Consider the following 21633-nt stretch of genomic DNA (forward strand, 5'->3'; position numbering starts at 1 on the left):
CTCAGGCCGGGAACTCGTAGACCGACTCGTCGGCATCGCGGCTCCAGCACTCGGAGCGCAGCAGCAGCGCGGACCCTTCGAGGGTGGCCTTGAGGGCCTTGGTGCGCTGCTTGTCCTTGGAGTCGGTCGGCTCGTCGAGCGTCTCGAGTTCCTTCAGCAGCGCCTCGATGGCTTCGACGACGGGACGCAGCGACACCTTCGGCTTCTTGGTCATGCACGATCTCCTTGCGGTGGCCGGCGCAGGCGTCGTGCCTGCGCGGGGTCATGGCGGGGTCACACGGTCGATTCGTAGATCTCGACGATGCGCGACCAGCGCGGGTCGGCACGCACGAGGGCGAACCGCGGGTCGACGCGCAGGTAGGCCAGGCGCGAACTCTTGCCGCGCGCGGCCAGTTCCAGCCAGAAGAACACCTGCTCCGGCTGCTCCAGGCCGGCATAGGCGGTGGCCAGGAAGAACGCGAGATCGGGACGGTTGGCCGGGGCGGCTTCATCGTACTGCGTCCGCAACTGCGCCAGCTGCGCCGCCGCGTCCGCGTGCTTGCCCATGCGTCCCAGTGCCGCGCCGATCTGCGCCTGTGCGAAGGCATCGCGGCCGTTGCGCCGCGCCAGCAGTTGCCGGCACGTGGTCAGCGCTTCCTCGAACTTGCCGACGACCACGAAGATGCGGCACTGCCCGACCAGCGCCGACTCGAGCGAGGCGTCCACGGCGCGCAGTTGCCTGAACGTGTCGAGCGCCTCCTCGTCCCGGCCCGCATAGTGCAGGCTCATCGCGAGGTAACCCTTCAGGGTGGTCGACAGCGGCGCGAGGCGTCGCGCCTCCATCAGTTGCTCGACCGACTCGGCGGTGCGGCCGCGGCCGGCGAGCAGCATCGCGAAGCGGGCGCGCGCGTAGACGTTGCTGCCGTCGCGCGCCAGGGCCTGGTGGAACTCGTTCTCGGCTCGCGCCCAATCGCGCCGGTCCTCGGCGTAGAGATCGGCGAGCGCCGCATGCGCGTCGGCATTCGACGCGTCGCGCGCCAGGGCCGTCGATGCCGCCATCCGCGCGTACTCGAAGGCGCTCGCGGCAGGAATCGCGTTGAAGCGGTACTGCGTGAGCAGGCACTGCGCCCAGCGCGCATAGCCCGCTGCAAACTCCGGGTCGGCATCGGTTGCCGCCTTGAACGACTGGCACGCCTGCGCGGTGCCCTCGGCGCTCTCGGTGGCGCTCTGGCGCAGTCCCCGGGCGTAGTGCTCGAGCGCCTCGGCATTGCCGCGCACCGTCGACGGGGTCGCTCCGCCGTGCAGCGCTTCCGGATCGAGCCGGAGGTGCGGCGCCAGCGCGCTGGCCAGCGCGTCGCCCAGGCTGTCCAGGGTCGCCGATGGACCGACGGCGGGCAGGTTCACCGGCAGGGCCCCGGCCATCAGCAGGCGCACGTTGGCGTGGTACCCGTCGGGCAACTGGCGGACCGGCAGCAGCTCGACGAGCGCGTCGGCCTGCAGCGTCCCGAGGATGGCGGTGCTCGGCGTCGCGGCATCGTTGAGCGCCGCCACCGCTTCCGCACTCGTGACCCGCACTTCGGGCGAGGACCGGAGGCGGCTGGCCAGGCTGGTGGCCACGGCAAACGTCTGTGGATCGAAACTCGACGCCGACACCGTCATGGGGCGCACCGCCACCACGGGCGTGCTCGCGGTCGCCCGTTGCAGGGCCGGCGCCGGTTCGCGTGGCAACAGCCAGGCGACCAGCGCCACGAGGATGGCGCCGATCAGGAAGCCGGCCGCCGCGATGTGCCACCAGCGGAACGTCCACGGCCGGGCGACCATGCCGGACATGGGTGCGGCCGGTTCCGCCGCCGGCAGGGCCGCCATCGCCGCGGCCACGGCCTCACGGTCGACGGTGATCGTGCTGTCGAGGCCCAGCGACCGTGCCAGCGCCTCCTGCAACGCGCCGGCGCTGGCGTAGCGGCGGGCCGGATCGGGGTGACAGGCGCGCTCGACGACGCGCGCGAAGTCGTCGGCAAGGTCGGGCCGCGCGTCGTGCAGACGGAAGCGCCGGCCCTCGCGGTGCGCCTGACGGAGGTCGTCGAGCGAGGAGGCGCTGACCGGGTACTGCCCGGTGACCAGGTGGAACAGCAGCACGCCGAGGCCGTAGATGTCGGACTTGACGGTGGCCTCCGCGCCGCGCAGCAGCTCGGGGGCCAGGTACAGCGGCGTGCCGGTGAGCCGCCCGCTCTGGGTGGGCCCGGCCGCGTGGACGTACTGTCCCGCGCCGAAGTCCATCAGCACCAGGCGGCCGCCCTCCTCGCGCATGACGTTCTGCGCCTTGATGTCGCGGTGTACGAGCCCGGCCTTGTGCACGGCGGCGAGCGCCCGACACAGTTCCTGCCCGATGAGCGCGGCTTCCCGGGCGCCGAACGACCCGGTGGATCGCAACAACTGCTCGAGCGTGCGTCCGCGGATGTACTCCATCCAGAGACCGATGCGCCCGTCCTGCTCCTCGACGCCGAACACCGTGACCACGTTGCGATGGCGGACCCGGGCCAGGATGCGGCCCTCGTGGAGGATCTTCTCGGCCAGTTCGGCGGTCTGGCGGCCCTTGCGCAGCAGCTTCAGGGCGACGTCGCGATCGAGCCGGGTGTCGCGGGCCCGATAGACGTTGCCGAACGAGCCCTGCCCGATCTGCTCGATGAGCTCGAGGTGCCCCCAGTGATCGACCGGCCCGGTGGCGGGCGGCGGCAACACCCGTTCCTCGACCGTCGGCGCGTCGGTGTCGGTCAGGGCAGGGCCGATGCGGCCGACGACCCGCGCCCGCGTGGTGCGGGTGCCCGCAACCGATGCCGGGGGATCCGAGCGGTGCAGCTGCGCGACGCCGGCCAGCACGCGCAGGTCGTTCAGCAGCTGGCGGTCCTCCTCGTCGTCGACGGTCGCCTCGAGGCGCTGCCAGTCGATCTCCGCGGTGCCGTCGGCCACCGAGGCGGCAAGTTCGAGCAGACGAGTGCGATGGGCGCCCATGGCGATTCTCGATTGCGGCCAGCAACACCCAACCGCTCCGATGTCAGAAACGTTACAGCGGTGCGGATCGAACCCGCCGCCAAGCTCGACTTTGACACGGCGCTTGACTTTGACGCATCGAGGGTTCATTTTTTGATTAGTCAAAAACGATGGGTCTTCCCCACCTCGCCCTGCTCGTGTTGTCGTCGGTTCAGCCCGCCCCCTCGTGTCCGATGTCCCTCGAGGTCCGGGACGCGGCCGGTGCGATGGTCCCCGGCGCCGCGGTGGTTTCCGTCGAGGGGACGGTGCTGACGGTGAGTGACGCCGACGGCCGTGCCTGTGTGGCGCCGTCGCAGCGCGTGCGGGTCGAGGTGCCTGGCCTCGGCTCGGCCGACGTCGCGGCCACCACGGGCCCGGTCTCGGTGGTCCTGTCGCCGAACTTCAGCGCCGACGTCGAAGTCGCCGCCGAGCGGCGTGACGCGCGGTTGCGCGACGCGCCGGTCCGGACCGAGGTCGTCTCGCGCGATTTCGTCGAGCAGGTCGGGGCGCGGACGCTGGCCGACGCGGTGGAGTACACGACGGGCGTGCGGGTCGAGAACAACTGCCAGAACTGCAACTTCTCGCAGGTGCGCCTGCTCGGGCTCGAGGGGCCGTACACGCAGATCCTGATGGACGGGCAGCCGACGCTGTCCTCGCTGGCGCAGGTCTACGGGCTCGAGCAGATTCCGGCGCGCCTCATCGACCGCATCGAGGTCACCAAGGGCGGCGGCGCGGCATTGCTGGGGCCCGGATCGGTCGGCGGCGTGATCAACGTGGTGACGCGGGAGCCCGCGACGCGTGGCTATCAGGTCGACACGACGGTGGGGACGGCGGGTGGAACTCCGCTGACGAGCACCTCGGCGGCGCTGGACTGGGTGAGCGCCGACAAGCGTGGGCTGGTGACCGCATACGGCCAGGCCGACCGTGTCTCGGCGATCGACCTGACGGGCGACGGCTACACCGAGGTGTCCCGGCGGGCGCTCGAGGCCGGCGGCGTGCGCGGCCACCGCGTGCTGCTCGACAACCGCGCGCGGATCACCCTGGACGCGAGCGCGATGCACGAGGATCGGCGCGGGGGAAATGCCCTCGACCTGCCGCCGCACGAGGCCGACGTCGCCGAGGCCATCGACACGCGACGCGAGGCCGCGACGCTCACCTGGCTGCATGCCCCGACGCCGCGCAGCGACTATCGCCTCACGGTGTCGGCCGCCGACACCCGGCGCGACAGCTACTACGGCGTCGGTCGCGATCCGCTGGCCTACGGCGACACGCGCAGCCGGCTCGGCGTCGCCGACCTGCTCATCAACCGGTATGCGACGCGACACGTGGTGAGCGGCGGCGCGCAGGTGACGCTGGAGCGGCTGCAGGACTCGCAGCCCGGTTACGGTCGCGCCCTCGATCTCAGGTACCAGCAGGTCGGCGCCTTCGTGCAGGACGAGTGGACGTTCCGGCCGGGGTGGCAGGTGCTCACCGGGGTGCGCGTCGATCGCCACTCGGCACTGTCGCGGGCGCAGGTCCTGCCGCGTGCCGCGCTGCGCGCTTCGCCGCGCCCGTTCCTCGACCTGCGCGTCTCGTACGCACAGGGCATCCGCGCGCCGCAGGTGTTCGACGAGGACCTGCACATCGCCTCGGTGGGCGGCGAGGCGCGCGTCGTGGTCGTGGACCCGGCGCTGCGCCCCGAGCGGTCCACCAACTGGATGGCCGGGGCCGAATGGAAGCCGACGCTCTGGGGCGGACAGGCGCTGCTCGAGGCCAACGCGTTCCACACACGCCTGCGCGATCAGTTCCACCTGCAGGAAGACGATCTGCCGGATACCGGTGTGCACGAGTTCCGCAAGGTGAACCTGGGCACGGCCACCGTGCGCGGCGTCGAGGCCAACCTCGGGTGGGGGCGCGGCGACCACCTGGTCCTGCAGGGCGGATTCGTCCTGCAGCGCAGCACGTTCGGCCAGCCGGACCCGGACTTCGGCAGCACGCGCTTCTTCCGCACGCCCGACGTGTACGGCAACGCGTCGATCACGCTGAAGGAACTGCTGCCGGTGGATCTGTTCGCCGGGCTGCGGGTGACCGGCCCGATGCTCGCGCCGCATTTCGCGGGGGCCATTCCGGAAGACCGACTCGAGCGCACGCCGTCGTTCGTGCAGGTGGACGTCTCGGCGTCGCGGCGGCTCACCTCGATGCTCGCGCTCACCCTGGCCGTGCGCAACCTCACCAACGCGTATCAACGCGACCTCGATCAGGGGCCGCTGCGCGACTCGGCCTACGTGTACGGGCCACGGTTCCCGCGCACGGTGCAGCTGTCGCTGCGCGTCGGCCGATGAGAGCGTCGCTCCTGGTAATCGTGGCCGCGATGGCCACAGCCGGCTGGCTGACCCCGGGCGCGCTCGAGGCAGAGGCCCGTTCCCGCGCGGCCGACGCGGCGGGTTCGGTGATCGTCGAGAACCGTCTGGCGCCGGCCGGCACCGCAGGACTGCCGGCGACCCTGCGGGTGGTGGACATCGACGGGCGGCCGTGGACGGCCACGCAGCTGCGCGGGCGGGTCGTGCTGATCGACTTCTGGGCCACCTGGTGCGCGCCCTGCCTGGCCGACCTGCCCCGCCTGCAGCGCCTGCAGGCGCGCCACGGCCGGACCGACTTGACGATCCTCGGGGTGAGCCTCGATCGTGGCTCCGTGCGTGACTTGCGGAGCTGGCTGCAGCGGCAGGGCATCGACTGGCCGCAGGTGCGCGAGGCCGGCGCGTTCGACGGTCCGCTGGCCCGCACCTTCGGCGTCGTCGCCGTTCCCGCGACGTTCCTGTTCCGCCGCGACGGCCGCCTCGAGGCGTCCTACCTGCGGGGCGCCGGGCTCGAGGCGCGGGTGAGCAGGCTGGTGGAGGAGCGATGACCGGCGTGGTGATCTGGTGGATCGTGGTGGCGGTGGTCGTCGGGGCAATCGTGATCTGGCCCCGGTACGGCGCCCTGGCACGCGGCCGGCGATCGGCGGCGAGTCGACGGCAGGAGCGCGGCGACAACGCCCTCAAGCACCTGCTCCACGAAGCGCAGGCCGGGCGATCCGGATCGTTTGCCTCGCTCAAGGGCACCCTCGGCCTCGGTGATCGGGCGCTGCTGCGGGTGATGGAGGGGCTGCGGGCCGGCGGCCTGACCGCGTCGGAAGGCGGGCGCTATCACCTCACGGCGAGCGGCGAGCAGCGCGCCCGCCACCTGGTGCGCGCCCATCGGCTGATCGAGCGCTACCTCGCCGACGAGGCGCGCCTGCCGCTCACCGACGTGCACCGGGTCGCCGAACGGCTCGAGCACCGGCTCTCGGAGGCCGAGGCCGATCGCCTGTCGGCCTCCCTCGGGCATCCCGAGCGCGATCCTCACGGGGATCCGATTCCCTGGGCCGGGGAGAGTTCAGACGATCCCGGGACGCCGATCACGGCGTGGCGGACCGGCCAGGACGGCCGCATCGCCCATCTCGAGGACGAGCCGGCCGCGACCTTCCGCGCGCTGGTCGATCTCGGCCTGCAGCCCGGGCAGGCGTTCCACGTCGTCGAGGCGACCGCCGACGCGCTGCACCTGCACGTGGAAGACCGCCCGGTGCGGTTGCCGCTCGAGCACGCCGGCAACGTGTTCGCGCAGCCGCTGGAAGCGGGCGCCGGACAGACCACGGGCCTGCTGCGGCTCTCGGATCTGCCTCCCGGGCAGGACGGGGACATCGTGTCGCTCTCGCCCAGCTGCCAGGGGTTCACGCGGCGCCGGCTCCTCGACCTCGGATTCACGCCGGGGACACGCGTGCGGCCGGTGCTCGAGACGTTTGCCGGCGACCCGCGGGCGTTCCGCGTGCGCGGCACCACCATCGCGCTGCGGCGCGATCAGTCGTCGGCGGTGATCGTGCGTCGCGCCGGCAGCAGCAGCGCAGGCGCACGGGAGGCACAGGCATGAGCGGACACGATTGCGAGAGCTGCCCGGTGGCCGCCGAACTGGCGCCGATGGGCATGCAGGTCGGCGCGATCGATCGCGTCATCGCGCTGGCGGGCAATCCCAACACCGGCAAGAGCACCCTCTTCAACGCGCTCACCGGCCTGCACCAGCACACGGGCAACTGGCCAGGCAAGACGGTGACGCGCGCCGAGGGCGGGTTCGCCTGGAACGACGTGCGCTACAAGATCGTCGACCTGCCGGGGACGTACTCGCTGCTGTCGGCCTCGCAGGACGAAGAGGTCGCGCGCGACTTCATCCTGTTCGGCCAGCCGCACGCGGTCATCGTGGTGACCGACGCCAGTGCACTCGAGCGGAACCTGAACCTGGCCCTGCAGGTGCTCGAGATCACCGACCGCGTGGTCGTGGCCGTGAACCTGATGGACGAGGCGCGGCGCAAGGGCATCGACGTCGACACGCGCAGCCTGTCGCGCGACCTCGGGGTGCCGGTCGTGCCCATCGTGGCCCGGACCGGGGAGGGGATGCCGGCCCTGCTCTCGGCGGTGGACGGCGTGTCGAGCGGCGCCATCTCGACTTCGCCGCTGCGGGTGACCGGGACGCCGGAGTTCGAGCACGCGGTCCGCGAGCTGATGACCCAGGTGGAGGCGGCAGCGCCGGGCGTGCCCAACAGCCGATGGCTGGCCATCCGCCTGCTCGACGGCGACGCGCGCGTCGAGCAGGCGCTGCGCACCGGCGAACTGGCGCGCATGGTGTCGCGGCAGCAGCAACGTGACGTGCGCTTCAGCAAGCAGATCGCGCTGCAGGGCGCGCAGTAGGCGCGGCGACGGCTCACGGGCTTATGGGGTTCGTAGCCGTCGGGCTTGCGACGGTCAGCGATGGTTGGCGAAGGACCAGGGACCGTCGCCCAAGGGCGACGGCGACGACGGCACGGCCCCCGAAGGCCGATGGCCGACGGACGAAGGCCGAAAGAGTGAAGCATGAGTGACCGCGTGATCGAGACCGTGCCGCCCGATGCCGACGCCGTGCTGGCGCGGGCGCGAGAACTGCGTCGGCAGTTGAGCGGCGGTTTCCGCGAGGAAGCCGTCAAGTCGCTCTATGCCGAAGCCGAGCGCGTCGCGCGCCGCGCGGTGTCGCAGGGGGGCGACATGCGCGCCATCGCGTTCGAGCAGCGCATCGACAGGCTCGTCACGTCGCCGTGGTTCGGCCTGCCGATCATGCTCGTGCTCCTGGCCATCGTCTTCTGGCTCACCATCGCCGGCGCCAACGTGCCGTCGGCCCTGCTGGCCCAGGGCCTGTTCTGGATCGAGGCGCAGGCCGTCACGCTGTTCGACGCCGCCGGGGTGCCGTGGTGGATCACCGGCTTCCTGTGGCACGGGGTGTACCGGGGGCTGGCCTGGGTGGTCAGCGTGATGCTGCCGCCGATGGCCATCTTCTTCCCGCTGTTCACCGTGTTCGAGGACCTGGGCTACCTGCCTCGCGTCGCCTTCAACCTCGACTTCCTGTTCCGGCGCGCCGGTGCGCACGGCAAGCAGGCCCTGACGATGGCGATGGGGTTCGGCTGCAACGCCGCCGGGGTGATCGCCACACGGATCATCGACTCGCCGCGCGAGCGGCTGGTCGCCATCCTGACCAACAACTTCGTGCCCTGCAACGGGCGCTTCCCCACCCTGATCATGCTCGGCACGATCTTCGTGGGGGCCTCCTTCGCGCCGGCCTTCGCGTCGGTGGCGGCCGCCGGCGCGGTGGTGGGCGTGGTGATCCTCGGCATCGGCTTCACGCTGCTGATGTCGTGGTTGTTGTCGCGCACGATCCTGCGGGGCGAGGCGTCGGCCTTCACGCTGGAGCTGCCGCCGTATCGGCGCCCCAACATCGGCCGGATCTTCTACACGTCGCTCATCGACCGCACGCTGTTCGTGTTGTACCGGGCCATGTGGACCGCCGCCCCGGCAGGCGCCGTCATCTGGTTGCTGGCCAACATCCGCTGGGGCGATCGCACCCTGGCCGCGATCTCGGCCGGGTGGCTCGATCCCCTCGGTCACGCCATCGGCCTCGATGGCGTGATCCTGCTCACCTACGTCATCGCCATCCCGGCCAACGAGATCGTCGTGCCGACCCTGGTGATGGCCTACATGGGCACCGGCATGATGACGGAGATGGAGGGCCTCGGCGACCTGCGGCGCCTGCTCGTCGACCAGCAGGGCTGGACGACGCTGACCGCCGTGAACCTGATGCTGTTCTCCCTCCTGCACAACCCCTGCGCCACGACGATCCTGACGATCTACAAGGAGACCCTCAGCGCGAAGTGGGCCACCGTCGGTGCCCTGCTCCCGCTCGGGACCGCGTTCCTGGTGTGCTTCCTGACCGCAACGCTCGCCCGCGCGTTCGGCTGGGGAGGCTGAGCCACGCGCTCGTGCTCGGGCGCAGGGCTCAGGGCTCAGGGCGCAGGGCTCAGGGCTCAGGGCTCAGAGAGCGTGCTGAAAGGACGAGCGACGTCTCTGAGCCTCGAGCCTTGAGCCGTGAGCCGAGAGCCGCGAACCTCGCGCCTCCCCTTACGGCGTCGGCTTCTTCTTGAACAGCGACGTCTCGGGCTCGGTGGTCGAGGGGGGTGGCACCAGCGTCATCTCGGTGGCTGCGGGTCCGAGCCACTCGTGCACGAAGACGCGCGACGGGTCGTCCTCGGGCATCAACAGGAGCGTGTTCCTCGCCACCGCCATGCCCTCCTGCGTCAGCACCACGCCCCGGTCGGTCGCGCCGACGACGATGCGCTCGCGGAGGTCGAGGGTGGGCCACTCGAGCAGGTCGACGACCCCCTGGTCGCCGATCAGCCCGGCCGCCACCAGCGTGTCGCCCAGCCACTGCAGATCCTGATAACGCGCCGAGCCATCGTGCTCCACCGCGCGCACCTGCCGGCCGTCGAAGGTCCACTCGTAGAACAGGCGGGCGTCCCAGTTGCAGCCGATCAGCGCCGATGGCGTCGGCGCGATGGCGCCCACGTGGTCGGCCACGGCGAAGCTGGTCCGCAGCGCGAGGGTCGCCGCGTCGCGCGCCTGCACGACACTGGTCGACGACCGCCGGTACTCGGCCACGGGCAACCACAGGGTGTCCCCGAGCCGGCCCAGCCCTCCCGGGTGATAGCGCGGGCCGTCCTGCACCTCCTGCCGCGAGACCAACCCGCCATCGCTGGCCCGGAACGCCGCGAGGACGCCCTTCTGCTCCTTGCGGAGCACCGACGTGACGTACCAGGTGGTGCCGTCGGCGCTGGCGGTGATGCCCTGGGGATGGTCGAGGGTGGCTCCCAGTGGCACCGTCCGCAGCCGGGTCCCCAGCGTGCCGGAGCGGACCGAGACCTGCTGGGTCCGGGCCAGGGAGGTGCGCGCCAGCCCGGCTGGCATGGCCAGTCCGGCAGCGGCGAGAAAGGCGCGACGGGAGGGAACGCGGACGAGGTCGACCATGCCCGAAGCGTCGCCCGGCGACGGGCCGCCGCGCAAGCCCCCGATGCGCCTTGCGGATCCCGCAGCCCGGTGGCAGACTCACGACGTTGACCTCGCAACTCGCGCCCCCGCGGCCGCGTTCGGGTCGCGCGTCGCGCCAACCCGAAGCGCCGGTGCCGTTCCGGTACCAGTTCAGCGAGGCCGATTGCGTCCCGACCACGTTCCTCAACGGCATCGCCCGGCTCTTCGGCCGTGGCGAGATTCCGCCGTTGGTGATCCAGCGTGTCTACACGTACACCCTCAACGGCGTGAGCCGCAGCAACACGCTCGGCGACGGCACCGATGAATGGGGCATCCGGGTCACCGCCGAGTGGCTCGGCAACTATCGCGAAGGCAAGTTCGCGGTCAAGACCGAGTACCTGCGGGGCACCGAGGTGCACGTCCGCCGGGGCAACCAGTTGGTGGGGTGCCTCAACACCGGCGGCGTCGCGCTGTGCAACATGCACATCGGTGGCGGCATCTGGCACTACGTGATGGCCATCAAGGCCGATCCCGAGGGCCTGTCCTTCTTCGATCCGTACTTCCAGCGGACGGTGAAGGGCCTGCACGGCGAGGCCCAGCGCCTGCGCGACGACCCCGACGGCGCCAACCTCTGGGTGGCGCGCGACTGGCTCGACACGTACAGCAACCGGAAGCGGTACTGCTTCGGCACGATCCGCAACCGCGAAGCTGTGCTGCTCTGGCGCCGCAAGCGCTGACCGATGGCCGCCTCGCCCTCGCTGCCGACGCCGGTGTCGCGCCTCGCCCTGCTGACGGGCGTCACCCGCGACGAGCGGTCGGCGCTCGCCTGGAGCTTCCTCTACTTCTTCTCCCTGCTGTGCGCCTACGGCCTGCTGCGCCCGCTCCGTGAGGAGATGGGCGTCAGGCACGGCGTCAACAGGCTGCAGTGGCTGTTCAGCGGCACCTTCCTGTGCATGCTGCTGGCCCAGCCGCTGTACGGCGCGCTGGTGTCGCGCTTCGAGCGGCGGGTCTTCCTGCCGGTCGTGTACGGCTTCTTCATCGCGTGCCTGCTGGTGTTCTACGCGGTGTTCCGACTCGATCGCGGGATGACCGTCGCGGTGCCGGCGTTCTTCATCTGGGTGAGCGTGTTCAACCTGTTCGTCGTGTCGGTGTTCTGGAGCTTCATGTCCGACATCTTCACGACCGACCAGGCCAAACGCCTCTACGGGATCATCGCGGCTGGCGGCACCTGCGGCGCGCTCGCCGGACCGGCGCTCACCGCGCTGCTGGTGCAGGAGGTCGGCGTCCCGCAGTTGATGCTGATCTCCGCCCTCCTGCTGGGCGGCGCGCTGGTGGCCATCGTGCGACTGCTGCCGTGGGCCACCGCGCGCCGGGGCGCCGACCGGGCCATCGGCGGCACGGTGCTGGCCGGCGCGCGCCTGGTCACGGCCTCGCCGTTCCTGCGCGCCATCGCCGGCCTGCTGCTGCTCTACGTCACGGTCAACACGATCCTGTACTACCAGCAGGCGGCGGTGGTGGCGGCCGCCTTCACCGACTCGGCCTCGCGGGCCGCCTACTTCGCCCGCATCGACTTCGCGGTGAACGCGCTGACGGTCGTGACGCAGGTGGTCGTGACGCGCGTGCTCCTGACGCGCTTCGGCGTGACGCCGCTGCTGATGCTGTCGCCGCTGGTGGTCGCGCTGGGGTTCGCGTGGCTGGCGGCAACACCCGGGCCGCTGCTGCTGGCCAGCATCCAGGTCGTGCACCGCGCCGGCAACTTCTCGCTGATCGCCCCGGCCCGCGAGAGCCTGTTCACGCGCGTCGATCGCGAGAGCCGGTACAAGGCCAAGGCCTTCATCGACACGGCCATCTACCGCGGCGGCGATCTCGTCGTCGGCTGGTGCATGGCGGCCGTCGCGGCGAGGAAGCTGCCGCTGGGCGAGGTCGCGCTGATCGGCCTCGCGGTCGCGTCGATTTGGGCGCTGCTGGGCTGGCGCGTCGGGCGAACCCACGATGCCCACCTCGCGGCGGCGGCGCCGCAACCTGCGTCAGCCACCAGCCCGGCCGTGTCGTAGGCGTTGACGCGCGGCGGGGGGCGGAGAGAATTCCGGGCACCGGGCACCGGGCACCGGGCACCGGGCACCGGGCACCGGGCACCGGAAGTTGGAAGTTGGAGGCCGCGGCCCTGTGGGCCTTGGACCGTTTTGCCGTCGTTCGTGCGTGTTCTTCCGGTGACCGGTGCCCGGACATCGGTGACCGTTCTCGAGTTCTGCCATGCCCCACACGCGCCGCTCGTTCCTCGCCACGTCCCTCACCGCCGCCGCGGCGGCTGCCCTGCCGGCCGACCTGCGCGCCGTCGCCCCGCTCAAGGTGCTCATCATCGGCGGCACCGGCTTCCTCGGGCCGCACGTCGTGCGTCGCCTGCAGGAGCGCGGGCACGCCGTCACGCTGTTCAATCGCGGCCGGACCAACCCGCAGCTCTTCCCCGACGTGGAGAAGCTGCGTGGCGACCGCAAGACCGACCTCAAGGCACTCGAGGGGCGGAAGTGGGACGTGGTGATCGACCCGTCGGCCTACATCCCCGCCGACGTCACGGCGAGCGCCACGCTGCTGGCCCCCAGCGTCCGCCACTACCTGCTGATCTCGACGATCTCGGTGTACGCCGCCCTCGACAAGCCAGGACTCGACGAGTCCGCGCCGCTCGCGACGCTGAAGGACCCGACCGTCACGCAGGTCACCGGCGAGACCTACGGCGGGCTGAAGGCGCTGTGCGAGCAGGCCGCCGAGAAGGCGATGCCCGGACGGACCACGGTGATTCGCCCGGGCCTCATCGTCGGGCCCGGCGACACCACCGATCGCTTCACCTACTGGCCGGTGCGCGTCGCCCGCGGCGGCGAGGTGCTGGCGCCGAACAAGCCGAGCGACTTCGTGCAGTGCATCGACGTGCGCGACCTGGCCAACTTCGTCGTCCACTGCGTCGAGGGCACGATCACCGGCATCTACAACGCCGACGCGCCGCAGGGCAGCCTGACGATCGGCCGCCTGCTCGACACGTGCAAGCAGGTGTCGAAGTCCGATGCGACGTTCGTGTGGCTGCCCAAGGACTTCATGGAGGCGCAGAAGGTGCGGCCCTGGAGCGACATGCCGGTGTGGCTGCCGGCGGAGGGCGAGACGGCTGGTGAGGGCCAGGTGAGCGTGAAGGCCGCGATGGCCAGGGGACTCACCCACCGCCCGCTCGCCGAGACCGTGCGCGACACGCTGGCCTACGTCGAGACGTGGCCGGCCGAGCGCAAGGCCAAGCTCAAGGCCGGACTGTCACCGGAACGCGAGGCCGAGGTCCTGGCCGCGTGGAAGAAGCGGTAATTTGAAAGTCGAAATTCGAAATTGATCGGCGGCCGGCCTGTCGGCCTTGCCGCTCGATGCATCCCGAGGGGCGCCGGCGGAGCCGCGCCCCCGAGAATTTCGAATCTCAAATTTCAAATTGTCTCAGTCGGGTCAGCAGGTAGTCGCATGACCGCACCGTGAGCGCCATCATCGTCAGCGTCGGATTCACGTAGCCGACGCTCGGCATGCTGGCGCCATCCACGACGAAGAGGTTCTTGACGTCGTGGGCCTGCTGGTACTGGTTCAGCACGGACGTCTTCGGATCGGCGCCCATGCGGGCGATGCCCACCTCGTGGCTCGCCCAGCGAGGCGACCAGGTGATGCGGATGTCCGTGCCACCGGCGGCTTCGAGCATCTCGGCCGCCTGCTCGGCGCCGTCGCGCATCATGGCCTGGTCCGTTTCCGACATGCGCATGTCGATCCGCAGGACCGGGATGCCGTACGTGTCGACCACCTGGGGATCGATCGTCACGCGATTGCGTGCGTCGGGCACCGGCTCCCCGAATCCCTGGAGCGACACGGTGGTGCGGCCGCTCTCGCGCACGGCGCGCACGTAGGCCTCGCCGAACCCGGGCTGCGCGGCGTCGATGTCGGTCGACCCACCGCCCTGGTACCCGTACCCGCGCGTGAACCGCGTGTCGGCCGGTTGCCCGGGCAGGTTGCGGAAGCGCGCCACGAACAGCCCCGTCGGCCGGCGAGGACCGTTCACGTCGGCCTTGCGGCTGAAGGCCGGGAACGTCGCCGACGCGCCGAAGCCGGTGAAGTGCGACAGCAGGTACTGCCCGAGCACGCCGCTCGAGTTGGCCAGGCCCGCCGGGTCCTGGGCGGTGGCCGAGTTGAGCAGCACGCGCACCGACTCGAAGGCCTGCGCGGCCAGGACCACCACGCGGCCGTGCACCTCGTGATGCGCTCGGGTGCGACGATCGACGTACCGGATGCCCGTGGCCCGCCGCGTCTGCGGGTCCATCAGCACCTGCGCGGCCATCGCGTCGGTCACCAGCCGGCAGCGGCCCGTCTTCTCGGCGTCGATCAGCGTCGTGTAGGCGGCGTTGAAGTACGAGAAGGTGGCGCAGCCGCGCTCGCACGGTCCGCACATGTGGCACTTCGGCCGGCCATTTATCGACTGGGTGAGGTTGGCCGTGCGGCCCTGGGTCGCCGTGCGAGCGAAACGCCCCTTCAGGTGTTCGCGGACGTGCGCCTCGACGCACGAGAACCCCATCGGAGGCTGCAGTTGCTGGTCGGGGAGTTGCGGGATGCCCTCGTTGATGCCCGTGATGCCGACGTAGCGCTCGACCAGGTCGTACCAGGGCGCGAGGTCCGCGTACGAGAGCGGCCAGTCGATGCCGTAGCCGTCGCGCGAGGCGGCGCGAAAGTCGATGTCGCTGTAGCGGTAACTCTGGCGTCCCCACACGTGCGTGCGTCCGCCGACGACGCGGATGCGGCCGACCCAGGGGAACGGCTGGCCGGGTGGCGTGGTGTAGGGCTCGTCGACGTCGTTGACGTGCCAGTCGGCATTCCACTCGGTGCACGCGTATCCCGCGGCCTGCTGCGGCCGCGTCCTGGCGATCTCCGCCTTGGTGCGGGCGCGCAACGGCAGCGAGTGCGCCGGGATGTGCTCGCGGAAGTCTTCCGGGCCGAAGGGACGACCGGCATCGAGGACCACGACCTGGAGCCCCGCTTCGGCGAGACGCTTGGCCGCCCACCCACCGGTGGCGCCCGCACCGACGATCACCACGTCGGCCGGCGTCGACTTCGTGCCGACCGGACGACTCCCGACTCCCGACTCCCGACTCCCGGCCTGCGCCATATCAGTGCATCGTACCGCCGTCGGTGCGATACCCTCCCCCTGCCAGACCGGGTAGGACGCGATGTCCCATCGCGCCGTTGGCCGGACTCACGGCGGGGTGGGACACCCCGCCCTACCGGTGTGGGAGAAGACTCACATGCGAACACGCGTGATCGTCGTCACCATCGGAGCGCTTGCCGCGCTGTGGGCATCGGGCGCGGCACAGGCGCAACGGCCGATGCCGCCGGCCTGGCCCTACGCCCAGCCACAACTGCCGCCGGGCGTGGTGCCCGACCAGGTGCCGGCGCAGGCAACGCCGCCGTACCGACCGCCGACGCCGCCAGACCCGAATGCGCCGCCGCCCGTGCTGCTGCAGGCCACCGGGTCGACGCTACGGTTCACGCAGGAGCAGGTCAGCAACAGCTACGGCCCCGCGGACTGGTTTCCCGAAAGTCACGCGCCGATGCCGGACATCGTGGCGAAGGGCAAGCCGCCTGGTGCGCGCGCCTGCGGGTTGTGCCACCTGCCCGACGGACGCGGGCGCCCCGAGAACGCGCCGCTGCAGGGGCTGCCGCGCGACTACATCGTGCAGCAGTTGCACGACTTCCAGCAGGGGCTGCGACACAGCGCCGACCCGCGCAAGGCCAACACGGGCGAGATGGAGAATGCCGCCAAGGCGTTGACCGACGCGGAGATCCAGGAGGTCGCGGGCTACTTCTCGTCGATCAGGGTGCCGAAGTACATCCGCGTGGTCGAGACCGGGATGATTCCGACCATGCGGATTCAGGGCGAGATCTACTTTCCCGTGGGCGATGGACAGCAGGAGCCGATCGGCACGCGCATCATCGAGACGCCTGAGGACGTGGCGCAGACGAGGATGCGCAATCCGCGGTCCGGCTTCATCGCCTACGCGCCGATCGGCAGCGTCAAGCGTGGTGAGGCCCTGGCGACCACCGGTGGAGGCGGCAGGACCACGGCGTGCACGGTCTGCCATGGTCACGGCCTCAAGGGGCTCGGCCTGGTCCCCAATCTCGCCGGTCGCTCCCCCAGTTACCTGGCCAGGCAGATGTACGACATCAAGCTCGGCACGCGCAGGGGCGCGATGGCCGCCTTGATGGGGCCAGTGGTGGCCAACCTCACCGACAGCGAGATGGTCGACATCATCGCCTACGTGTCGTCGCTCGAGCCGTAGGGCAGGCGACGCGCCGGCTCAGGTCGCCTCCGCGAGGTTCACCAGGTTCCCGGGATCGGCGAGGTCAGTGCGTCGTCGCGCGCTCGGACTCCGGGGCGGTGAGCACCAGAGCGCCGTCGGCCGTGACGACGATCGTGTGCTCACAGTGGGCCGCCCAGCCGCCGTCGCGCGTGGTGTAGGTCCAGCGGTCGCGGGCCAGGCGGATGGCGCCCGACCGCTCGGCGACCAGCGGCTCGATGGCCAGCACCAGTCCCTCGGTCAACAGCGGCGAGGGCCCGCCGGGATCGTAGTTGGGCACCTCGGGCGGCTCGTGGATCGTCCGCCCCACGCCGTGCCCGGTGAGGTCACGGATGACCGCGAATCCGTCGCGCCGCACGTGGCGCTCGATGATGGCCCCGAGGGCGTGGACGGGCACGCCGGGCCTGACTTCCCGCACCGCAGCGGCCAGCGCCCGCTCCGCAGCGCGGGCCAGGCGGCGGCCGCGCGACGTGGAGGGCTCGACGGGGACGGTGATCGCACCGTCGGCAACGAAGCCGTCGACCAGCGGCGTGACGTCGATCTTGACGAGGTCACCAGCGCGAAGGGGGATCCGCGACGGCAACCCGTGCACGACCGCGTCGTTGACGCTCACGAACGCGGCGCATGGCGCCCCGTAGACGGCGACCGGGGCCGCCGTCGCCCCGAGGTCCCGAAGCACGCCGGCGCCGACCGCCTCGATGTCGGCAGGTGTGGCGCCAGGCACCGTTGCGGCACGCATCGCCGCCAGGGCGCGGGCGACCACCTGCCCGGCCCGCCGCATGCCCTCAAGCTCGTCAGTGGTGGTGATCGACATGGGGCAACGATACAGCACCGGGCACCGGGCACCGGGTAGCGGGCACCGGCCACCGGCCACCGAGCACCGGCCACCGGGCACCGGGCACCGGGCACCGGGCACCGGGCACCGGGCACCGGCCACCGGGCACCGGGCACCGGGTAGCTGGCAGCCGCGGCGGGGCGTAGCCGTCGGCCTTGGCCGACGGTCAGGGAGTCCCTCCAGGTACCGGTGGCAGATGGCGGGAACCCGGCAACGGCCAACCGGTGTCGAGCGCGGACCGTCGAGTGTGTGCCCCGGTGCCCGGACCACGGTGCCCGGAGCCCGGATTCTGATACCGTTTCCCCGCTCGTGCATTGACGCGCGAGGACCACACGGAGAGTCCGATCGTGAAAGGTGTGTTCTCGGTACTCGCCACGCCGTTCCACAACGGGGGCGAGGTCGACGTGGCGAGCCTGAAACGCTACGTCGAGCACTTCATCGGCGCCGGGGTGACCGGCTTCACGGCGCTCGGGGTGCTCGGCGAGGCGGCCCGCCTGACCGAGCGCGAGCGGGCCCTGGTGCTCGACACCGTGCTCACGCAGGTCAACGGACGGGTGCCGGTCGTGGTCGGCACGACCACCGAGGGCCTGCACACCTGCCTCGAGTTGAGCCGCGCGGCGCAGGCCGCCGGCGCCACCGCCGTGATGGTGAGCCCGCCGCGCGCCCCGAAGCTGAACTCGGCGAGCGTCAAGGCCCACTTCGCCGCGCTGGCCGAGGCCCTCACGATCCCCATCGTGATCCAGGACTTCCCGCCGGTGTCGGGCTTTGCGATGGAAGCGTCGCTGCTGGTGCAGATCGCGCGCGACATTCCCGCCGCCCGCACCATCAAGCTGGAGGATCCGCCGACGCCGCTGAAGACCGCGCGCCTGCTCGAGGCGGCTGGCGACGTGCCGCTGACGATCTTCGGCGGCCTCGGTGGCGTCTACCTGCTCGAGGAGTTGATGGCGGGCTCGGCAGGCGCCATGACCGGCTTTGCCTATCCCGAAATCCTCGTCGGCATCGTCAGCCGATGGCACGCCGGCGATCGCGCGGGCGCGGCGGACCTGTTCTACAAGACGGTGCCGCTGATGCGTCTCGAGTTCCAGGAGGGCATCGGGATGGCGGTGCGCAAGGAAGTGCTCAAGCGTCGCGGCCTCATCACCGACGCGGCCACCCGCGCCCCGGGCGCTACCCTCGACGCCGGCACGAAGGCGGCGCTGGATCAGTTGATCGCCTGGACGGCGGCACAGGAAGGACTGGCATGGATCTCGGCCTGACGGGCAAGGTGGCGATGGTCGGCGGCGCGAGCCGCGGCCTCGGGTTCGCCGTGGCGAAGGCGCTGGTCGCCGAGGGGGCGCAGGTGTCGATCGCCTCGCGCGACGCGGTCCGCATCGACGCGGCCGCCGAGGCGCTGCGCGCCGCGACGCCAGGCGCGCAGGTGCTCGCGGTGCCCGGCGACCTGCGCACCTCGGCCGACATCACGATGTGGCACGAGGCGACCATGGAGCGCTTCGGCGGCCTCGACCTGCTCTTCGTGAACACCGGCGGGCCGCCGCCCGGCCCTTCACTGTCGTTCGACGACGCGGCGTGGCAGGGGGCGGTGGACCTGCTGCTGCTGAGCGCGGTGCGGATGGTGCGCCTGGCGGTGCCGGTGATGGCGGCGCGCGGCGGCGGCAGCATCCTCATGACGACCTCGTCGGCCGTGCTCGAGCCGATCCCGAACCTGGCGCTCTCCAACGTGGTCCGCGCCAGTGTCGCCGCGCTCGTCAAGACGCTGTCCAACGAGCTGGCGCCGCAGAAGATTCGCGTCAACAACCTCGTGCCCGGCCGCATCGACACCGATCGGGTGCGCGAACTGGACGAGGGTCGCGCCAAGGCGTCAAACATCGATCTCGCCGAACAGCGGCGCCGCATGGAGGCCACCATCCCGATGGGCCGCTACGGCGCGCCCGACGAGTTCGGCAAGGCCGCCGCGTTCCTCCTGTCGGAGGCCGCGGCCTACACCACCGGCGCATTCCTGCAGGTCGACGGCGGGATGATCAAGGGCGTCTGGTAGGAAGGAGATTGGGCCGATGCACCCCGTGCGCAGCCTCCTGCTCGCTGCTTCCGAGAACCGCTGGATGCGGGCCAACGCCACCAGGCTGCCGGTGTTCCGCAAGGCGGTCACGCGCTTCATGCCGGGCGAGCGACTCGAGGACGCCCTCGACGCCGCGCAGGTGCTCGCGCAGCAGGACCGCATCGCGACCGTGTTCACGCGCCTCGGCGAGAACGTCACCGAGATGGCCGAGGCCGATGCGGTGACCGATCACTACGTCGAGGCCTACGGACGCATCGCCGAGCGGCACCTCGACACGCAGATCTCGGTCAAGCTCACGCAGCTCGGGCTCGACATCGACAAGGCCCGCTGCCGCGATCGCGTGCGTCGGCTCGCGGCCCGCGCGGCCGAGCAGGGCTCCATCCTCTACATCGACATGGAGCAGCACCCCTACGTCGATGCGACCCTGGAGCTGTACCACGCCGTGTTGGCCGAGCACCGCAACGTCGGCGTGTGCCTGCAGTCGTACCTGTACCGCACGGAGAAGGACCTGCAGGCGATCGTCGCCGCAGGCGGCGCGGTCCGCCTCGTGAAGGGCGCCTACAAGGAGCCCGAGAGCGTGGCGTTCCCGAAGAAGGCCGACGTCGACGCGAGCTACCTGTCGCTGGCCAGGACGATGATCGGCCCGGCGGCGAAGGCGACGGGCTTCCGCGCCGTCTTCGGCACCCACGACACGACGATCATCGCCGCCATCCAGCAGCACGCGCAGGCCACCGGCGTGCCGCGCGACGGCTACGAGTTCGCGCTGCTGTACGGCATCCAGCGCAGCGTGCAGCAGCAGCTCGCCCGCGATGGGTATCAGCTGCGGGTCCTCATCAGCTACGGCGACTACTGGTTTCCCTGGTACATGCGCCGACTCGCCGAGCGACCCGCCAACGTGTGGTTCGTGGCCAGGACGATGTTTGCACGGTAATCCAGTGGCTCAAGGCTTTGGGCTCAAGGCTCAGAAAGCATCCTGAGGAGGGTCTGACGCCAGCTGACACCAGGCCCCATCAGGCGGAATAGCAGCTGCAAGCCTTCTGAGCCCTGAGCCATGAGCCCTGAGCCATAAATGACCAGAGTCGATTCCCACCAGCACCTCTGGCAGTACGACCCGGTCGAGTACGGCTGGATCGACCCGTCGGCGACCGCCCTGCGGCGGGACTACCTGCACGGGGATCTGGCGCGGGAACTCGACGCGGCGCGCATCGACGCGGCCGTCGCCGTGCAGGCGCGGCAGTCGCTCGCCGAGAACGACTTCCTGCTGGCGCAGGCCGAGGCCTCGGCCGGGCGCATCGCCGGGGTCGTCGGCTGGGTGGACCTGCAGGCCGCCGACGTCGACGAGGTCCTCGGCCGATACGCGGCGCGTCCGCGGTTCGTCGGCGTGCGGCACGTGGTGCAGGGCGAGTCCGATCCGGGCTTTTTGGCCCGCCCGGCCTTCAATCGCGGCATCGAGCGCCTGCGCGCCCACCGGCTCGTGTACGACGTCCTGATCTACGCGGCGCAGCTACCCGCGGCCATCGTCTTCGTCGACCGCCACCCGTCACAGCCGTTCGTGCTCGACCACATCGCCAAGCCGGCGATCGCCTCGGGCCGCTTCGACCAGGCCTGGGCGCGTGACTTCCGCGAGATCGCCAAGCGTCCGCACGTGACGTGCAAGCTCTCGGGCGTGGTCACCGAGGTCCGCGATGCGGCCTGGTCGGCCGACCTGATCCGCCCGTATCTGGACCTCGCCCTGGAAGCCTTCGGCCCGGCGCGCCTGATGTTCGGCAGCGACTGGCCTGTCGTACGCCTGCGCACCGAGTACGGCGACTGGGTGCGCACGCTCGGGGCGATCACCTCACGCTGGTCGCAGGCCGAGCAGTCGGCGTTCTGGGGCGGCAACGCCGCGCGCGCCTACAATTTGGGTCCTTCCGGGAATAGCGTGGGCAGCTCGGGCCGGCTGCGCGGGCCACTCGGCGGGTGAGCGGCCTGCTCGCCGGCCTTGCGCCGAGCCGAGCGGTGGCG

Annotated in this window: 18 protein-coding genes; 13 read left to right on the plus strand and 5 right to left on the minus strand. The window is 71.1% G+C overall.

The features are described from left to right. Window position 1: 1 nt before the first annotated feature. Both TBR22_RS16030 and TBR22_RS16035 read right to left on the minus strand, forming a co-directional pair. Window positions 2-214 carry a hypothetical protein gene (locus TBR22_RS16030; protein ID WP_239488856.1) on the minus strand — a complete coding sequence of 71 codons (213 nt, stop codon included), beginning with the start codon at window positions 212-214 and terminating at the stop codon, window positions 2-4. A gap of 59 nt (window positions 215-273) precedes the next feature. Beyond that, complete coding sequence (locus tag TBR22_RS16035) at window positions 274-2988, minus strand: protein kinase (RefSeq protein WP_239488857.1); 2715 nt, start codon at window positions 2986-2988, stop codon at window positions 274-276. Between the two features lie 212 nt (window positions 2989-3200). Between TBR22_RS16035 and TBR22_RS16040 the strand changes: the two genes are divergently transcribed. The 5 genes from TBR22_RS16040 to TBR22_RS16060 all read left to right on the plus strand — a co-directional run bounded on the left by TBR22_RS16040 (window position 3201) and on the right by TBR22_RS16060 (window position 9326). Continuing rightward, on the plus strand, window positions 3201-5327 hold the full coding sequence (locus tag TBR22_RS16040) for a TonB-dependent siderophore receptor (RefSeq protein WP_239488858.1): 2127 nt from the start codon (window positions 3201-3203) through the stop codon (window positions 5325-5327). After that, on the plus strand, window positions 5324-5890 hold the full coding sequence (locus tag TBR22_RS16045) for a TlpA disulfide reductase family protein (RefSeq protein ID WP_239488859.1): 567 nt from the start codon (window positions 5324-5326) through the stop codon (window positions 5888-5890). Before TBR22_RS16040 ends, TBR22_RS16045 begins: the two co-directional genes overlap by 4 nt. Continuing rightward, entirely contained in the window at window positions 5887-6930 is a 1044-nt protein-coding gene (locus TBR22_RS16050) for an iron dependent repressor, metal binding and dimerization domain protein (RefSeq protein WP_239488860.1), read from the plus strand. The genes TBR22_RS16045 and TBR22_RS16050 overlap by 4 nt, the downstream gene beginning before the upstream one ends. Next, window positions 6927-7742, plus strand: a complete 816-nt coding sequence (locus tag TBR22_RS16055) for a FeoB small GTPase domain-containing protein (protein WP_239488861.1) — start codon at window positions 6927-6929, stop codon at window positions 7740-7742. Before TBR22_RS16050 ends, TBR22_RS16055 begins: the two co-directional genes overlap by 4 nt. A gap of 162 nt (window positions 7743-7904) precedes the next feature. Further along, window positions 7905-9326 (plus strand): nucleoside recognition domain-containing protein, encoded by a 1422-nt coding sequence (locus tag TBR22_RS16060; RefSeq protein WP_239488862.1) that lies wholly within the window; start codon window positions 7905-7907, stop codon window positions 9324-9326. 150 nt (window positions 9327-9476) lie between these two features. Here TBR22_RS16060 and TBR22_RS16065 read toward each other — a convergent pair whose 3' ends face one another. Beyond that, on the minus strand, window positions 9477-10379 hold the full coding sequence (locus TBR22_RS16065) for a DUF6454 family protein (protein WP_239488863.1): 903 nt from the start codon (window positions 10377-10379) through the stop codon (window positions 9477-9479). An 86-nt stretch (window positions 10380-10465) separates the two neighbouring features. Here TBR22_RS16065 and TBR22_RS16070 point away from each other — a divergent pair, with 86 nt between their 5' ends. The 3 genes from TBR22_RS16070 (at window position 10466) to TBR22_RS16080 (ending at window position 13721) form a co-directional block, all read left to right on the plus strand. After that, on the plus strand, window positions 10466-11116 hold the full coding sequence (locus tag TBR22_RS16070) for a hypothetical protein (protein ID WP_239488864.1): 651 nt from the start codon (window positions 10466-10468) through the stop codon (window positions 11114-11116). Between the two features lie 3 nt (window positions 11117-11119). Continuing rightward, the gene (locus TBR22_RS16075; RefSeq protein ID WP_239488865.1) at window positions 11120-12433 is read left to right on the plus strand and encodes an NTP/NDP exchange transporter; all 1314 of its coding nucleotides are present in this window, start codon (window positions 11120-11122) and stop codon (window positions 12431-12433) included. Between the two features lie 199 nt (window positions 12434-12632). Further along, window positions 12633-13721 carry an NAD-dependent epimerase/dehydratase family protein gene (locus TBR22_RS16080; RefSeq protein WP_239488866.1) on the plus strand — a complete coding sequence of 363 codons (1089 nt, stop codon included), beginning with the start codon at window positions 12633-12635 and terminating at the stop codon, window positions 13719-13721. 106 nt (window positions 13722-13827) lie between these two features. Here TBR22_RS16080 and TBR22_RS16085 read toward each other — a convergent pair whose 3' ends face one another. Continuing rightward, a complete protein-coding gene (locus tag TBR22_RS16085; protein ID WP_239488867.1) occupies window positions 13828-15549 on the minus strand; it encodes a GMC oxidoreductase in 1722 nt (573 codons plus the stop codon). A gap of 136 nt (window positions 15550-15685) precedes the next feature. Between TBR22_RS16085 and TBR22_RS16090 the strand changes: the two genes are divergently transcribed. Further along, window positions 15686-16720 (plus strand): c-type cytochrome, encoded by a 1035-nt coding sequence (locus tag TBR22_RS16090; RefSeq protein ID WP_239488868.1) that lies wholly within the window; start codon window positions 15686-15688, stop codon window positions 16718-16720. 64 nt (window positions 16721-16784) lie between these two features. Here the strand turns inward: TBR22_RS16090 and map are convergent, their stop codons facing one another. Then, entirely contained in the window at window positions 16785-17552 is a 768-nt protein-coding gene (map, locus tag TBR22_RS16095; protein WP_239488869.1) for a type I methionyl aminopeptidase, read from the minus strand. Window positions 17553-17920: 368 nt separating this feature from the next. Here map and TBR22_RS16100 point away from each other — a divergent pair, with 368 nt between their 5' ends. From TBR22_RS16100 to TBR22_RS16115, 4 genes are all read left to right on the plus strand, one after another. Beyond that, window positions 17921-18829 (plus strand): dihydrodipicolinate synthase family protein, encoded by a 909-nt coding sequence (locus TBR22_RS16100; protein ID WP_239488870.1) that lies wholly within the window; start codon window positions 17921-17923, stop codon window positions 18827-18829. Further along, entirely contained in the window at window positions 18814-19608 is a 795-nt protein-coding gene (locus TBR22_RS16105; RefSeq protein WP_239488871.1) for an SDR family oxidoreductase, read from the plus strand. Before TBR22_RS16100 ends, TBR22_RS16105 begins: the two co-directional genes overlap by 16 nt. Window positions 19609-19624: 16 nt before the next feature. Beyond that, complete coding sequence (locus tag TBR22_RS16110) at window positions 19625-20560, plus strand: proline dehydrogenase family protein (protein ID WP_239488872.1); 936 nt, start codon at window positions 19625-19627, stop codon at window positions 20558-20560. A gap of 138 nt (window positions 20561-20698) precedes the next feature. After that, entirely contained in the window at window positions 20699-21592 is an 894-nt protein-coding gene (locus TBR22_RS16115; RefSeq protein ID WP_239488873.1) for an amidohydrolase, read from the plus strand. The last annotated feature ends 41 nt before the right edge of the window (window positions 21593-21633 follow it).

Source organism: Luteitalea sp. TBR-22, from assembly GCF_016865485.1.
Lineage (GTDB): Bacteria > Acidobacteriota > Vicinamibacteria > Vicinamibacterales > Vicinamibacteraceae > Luteitalea.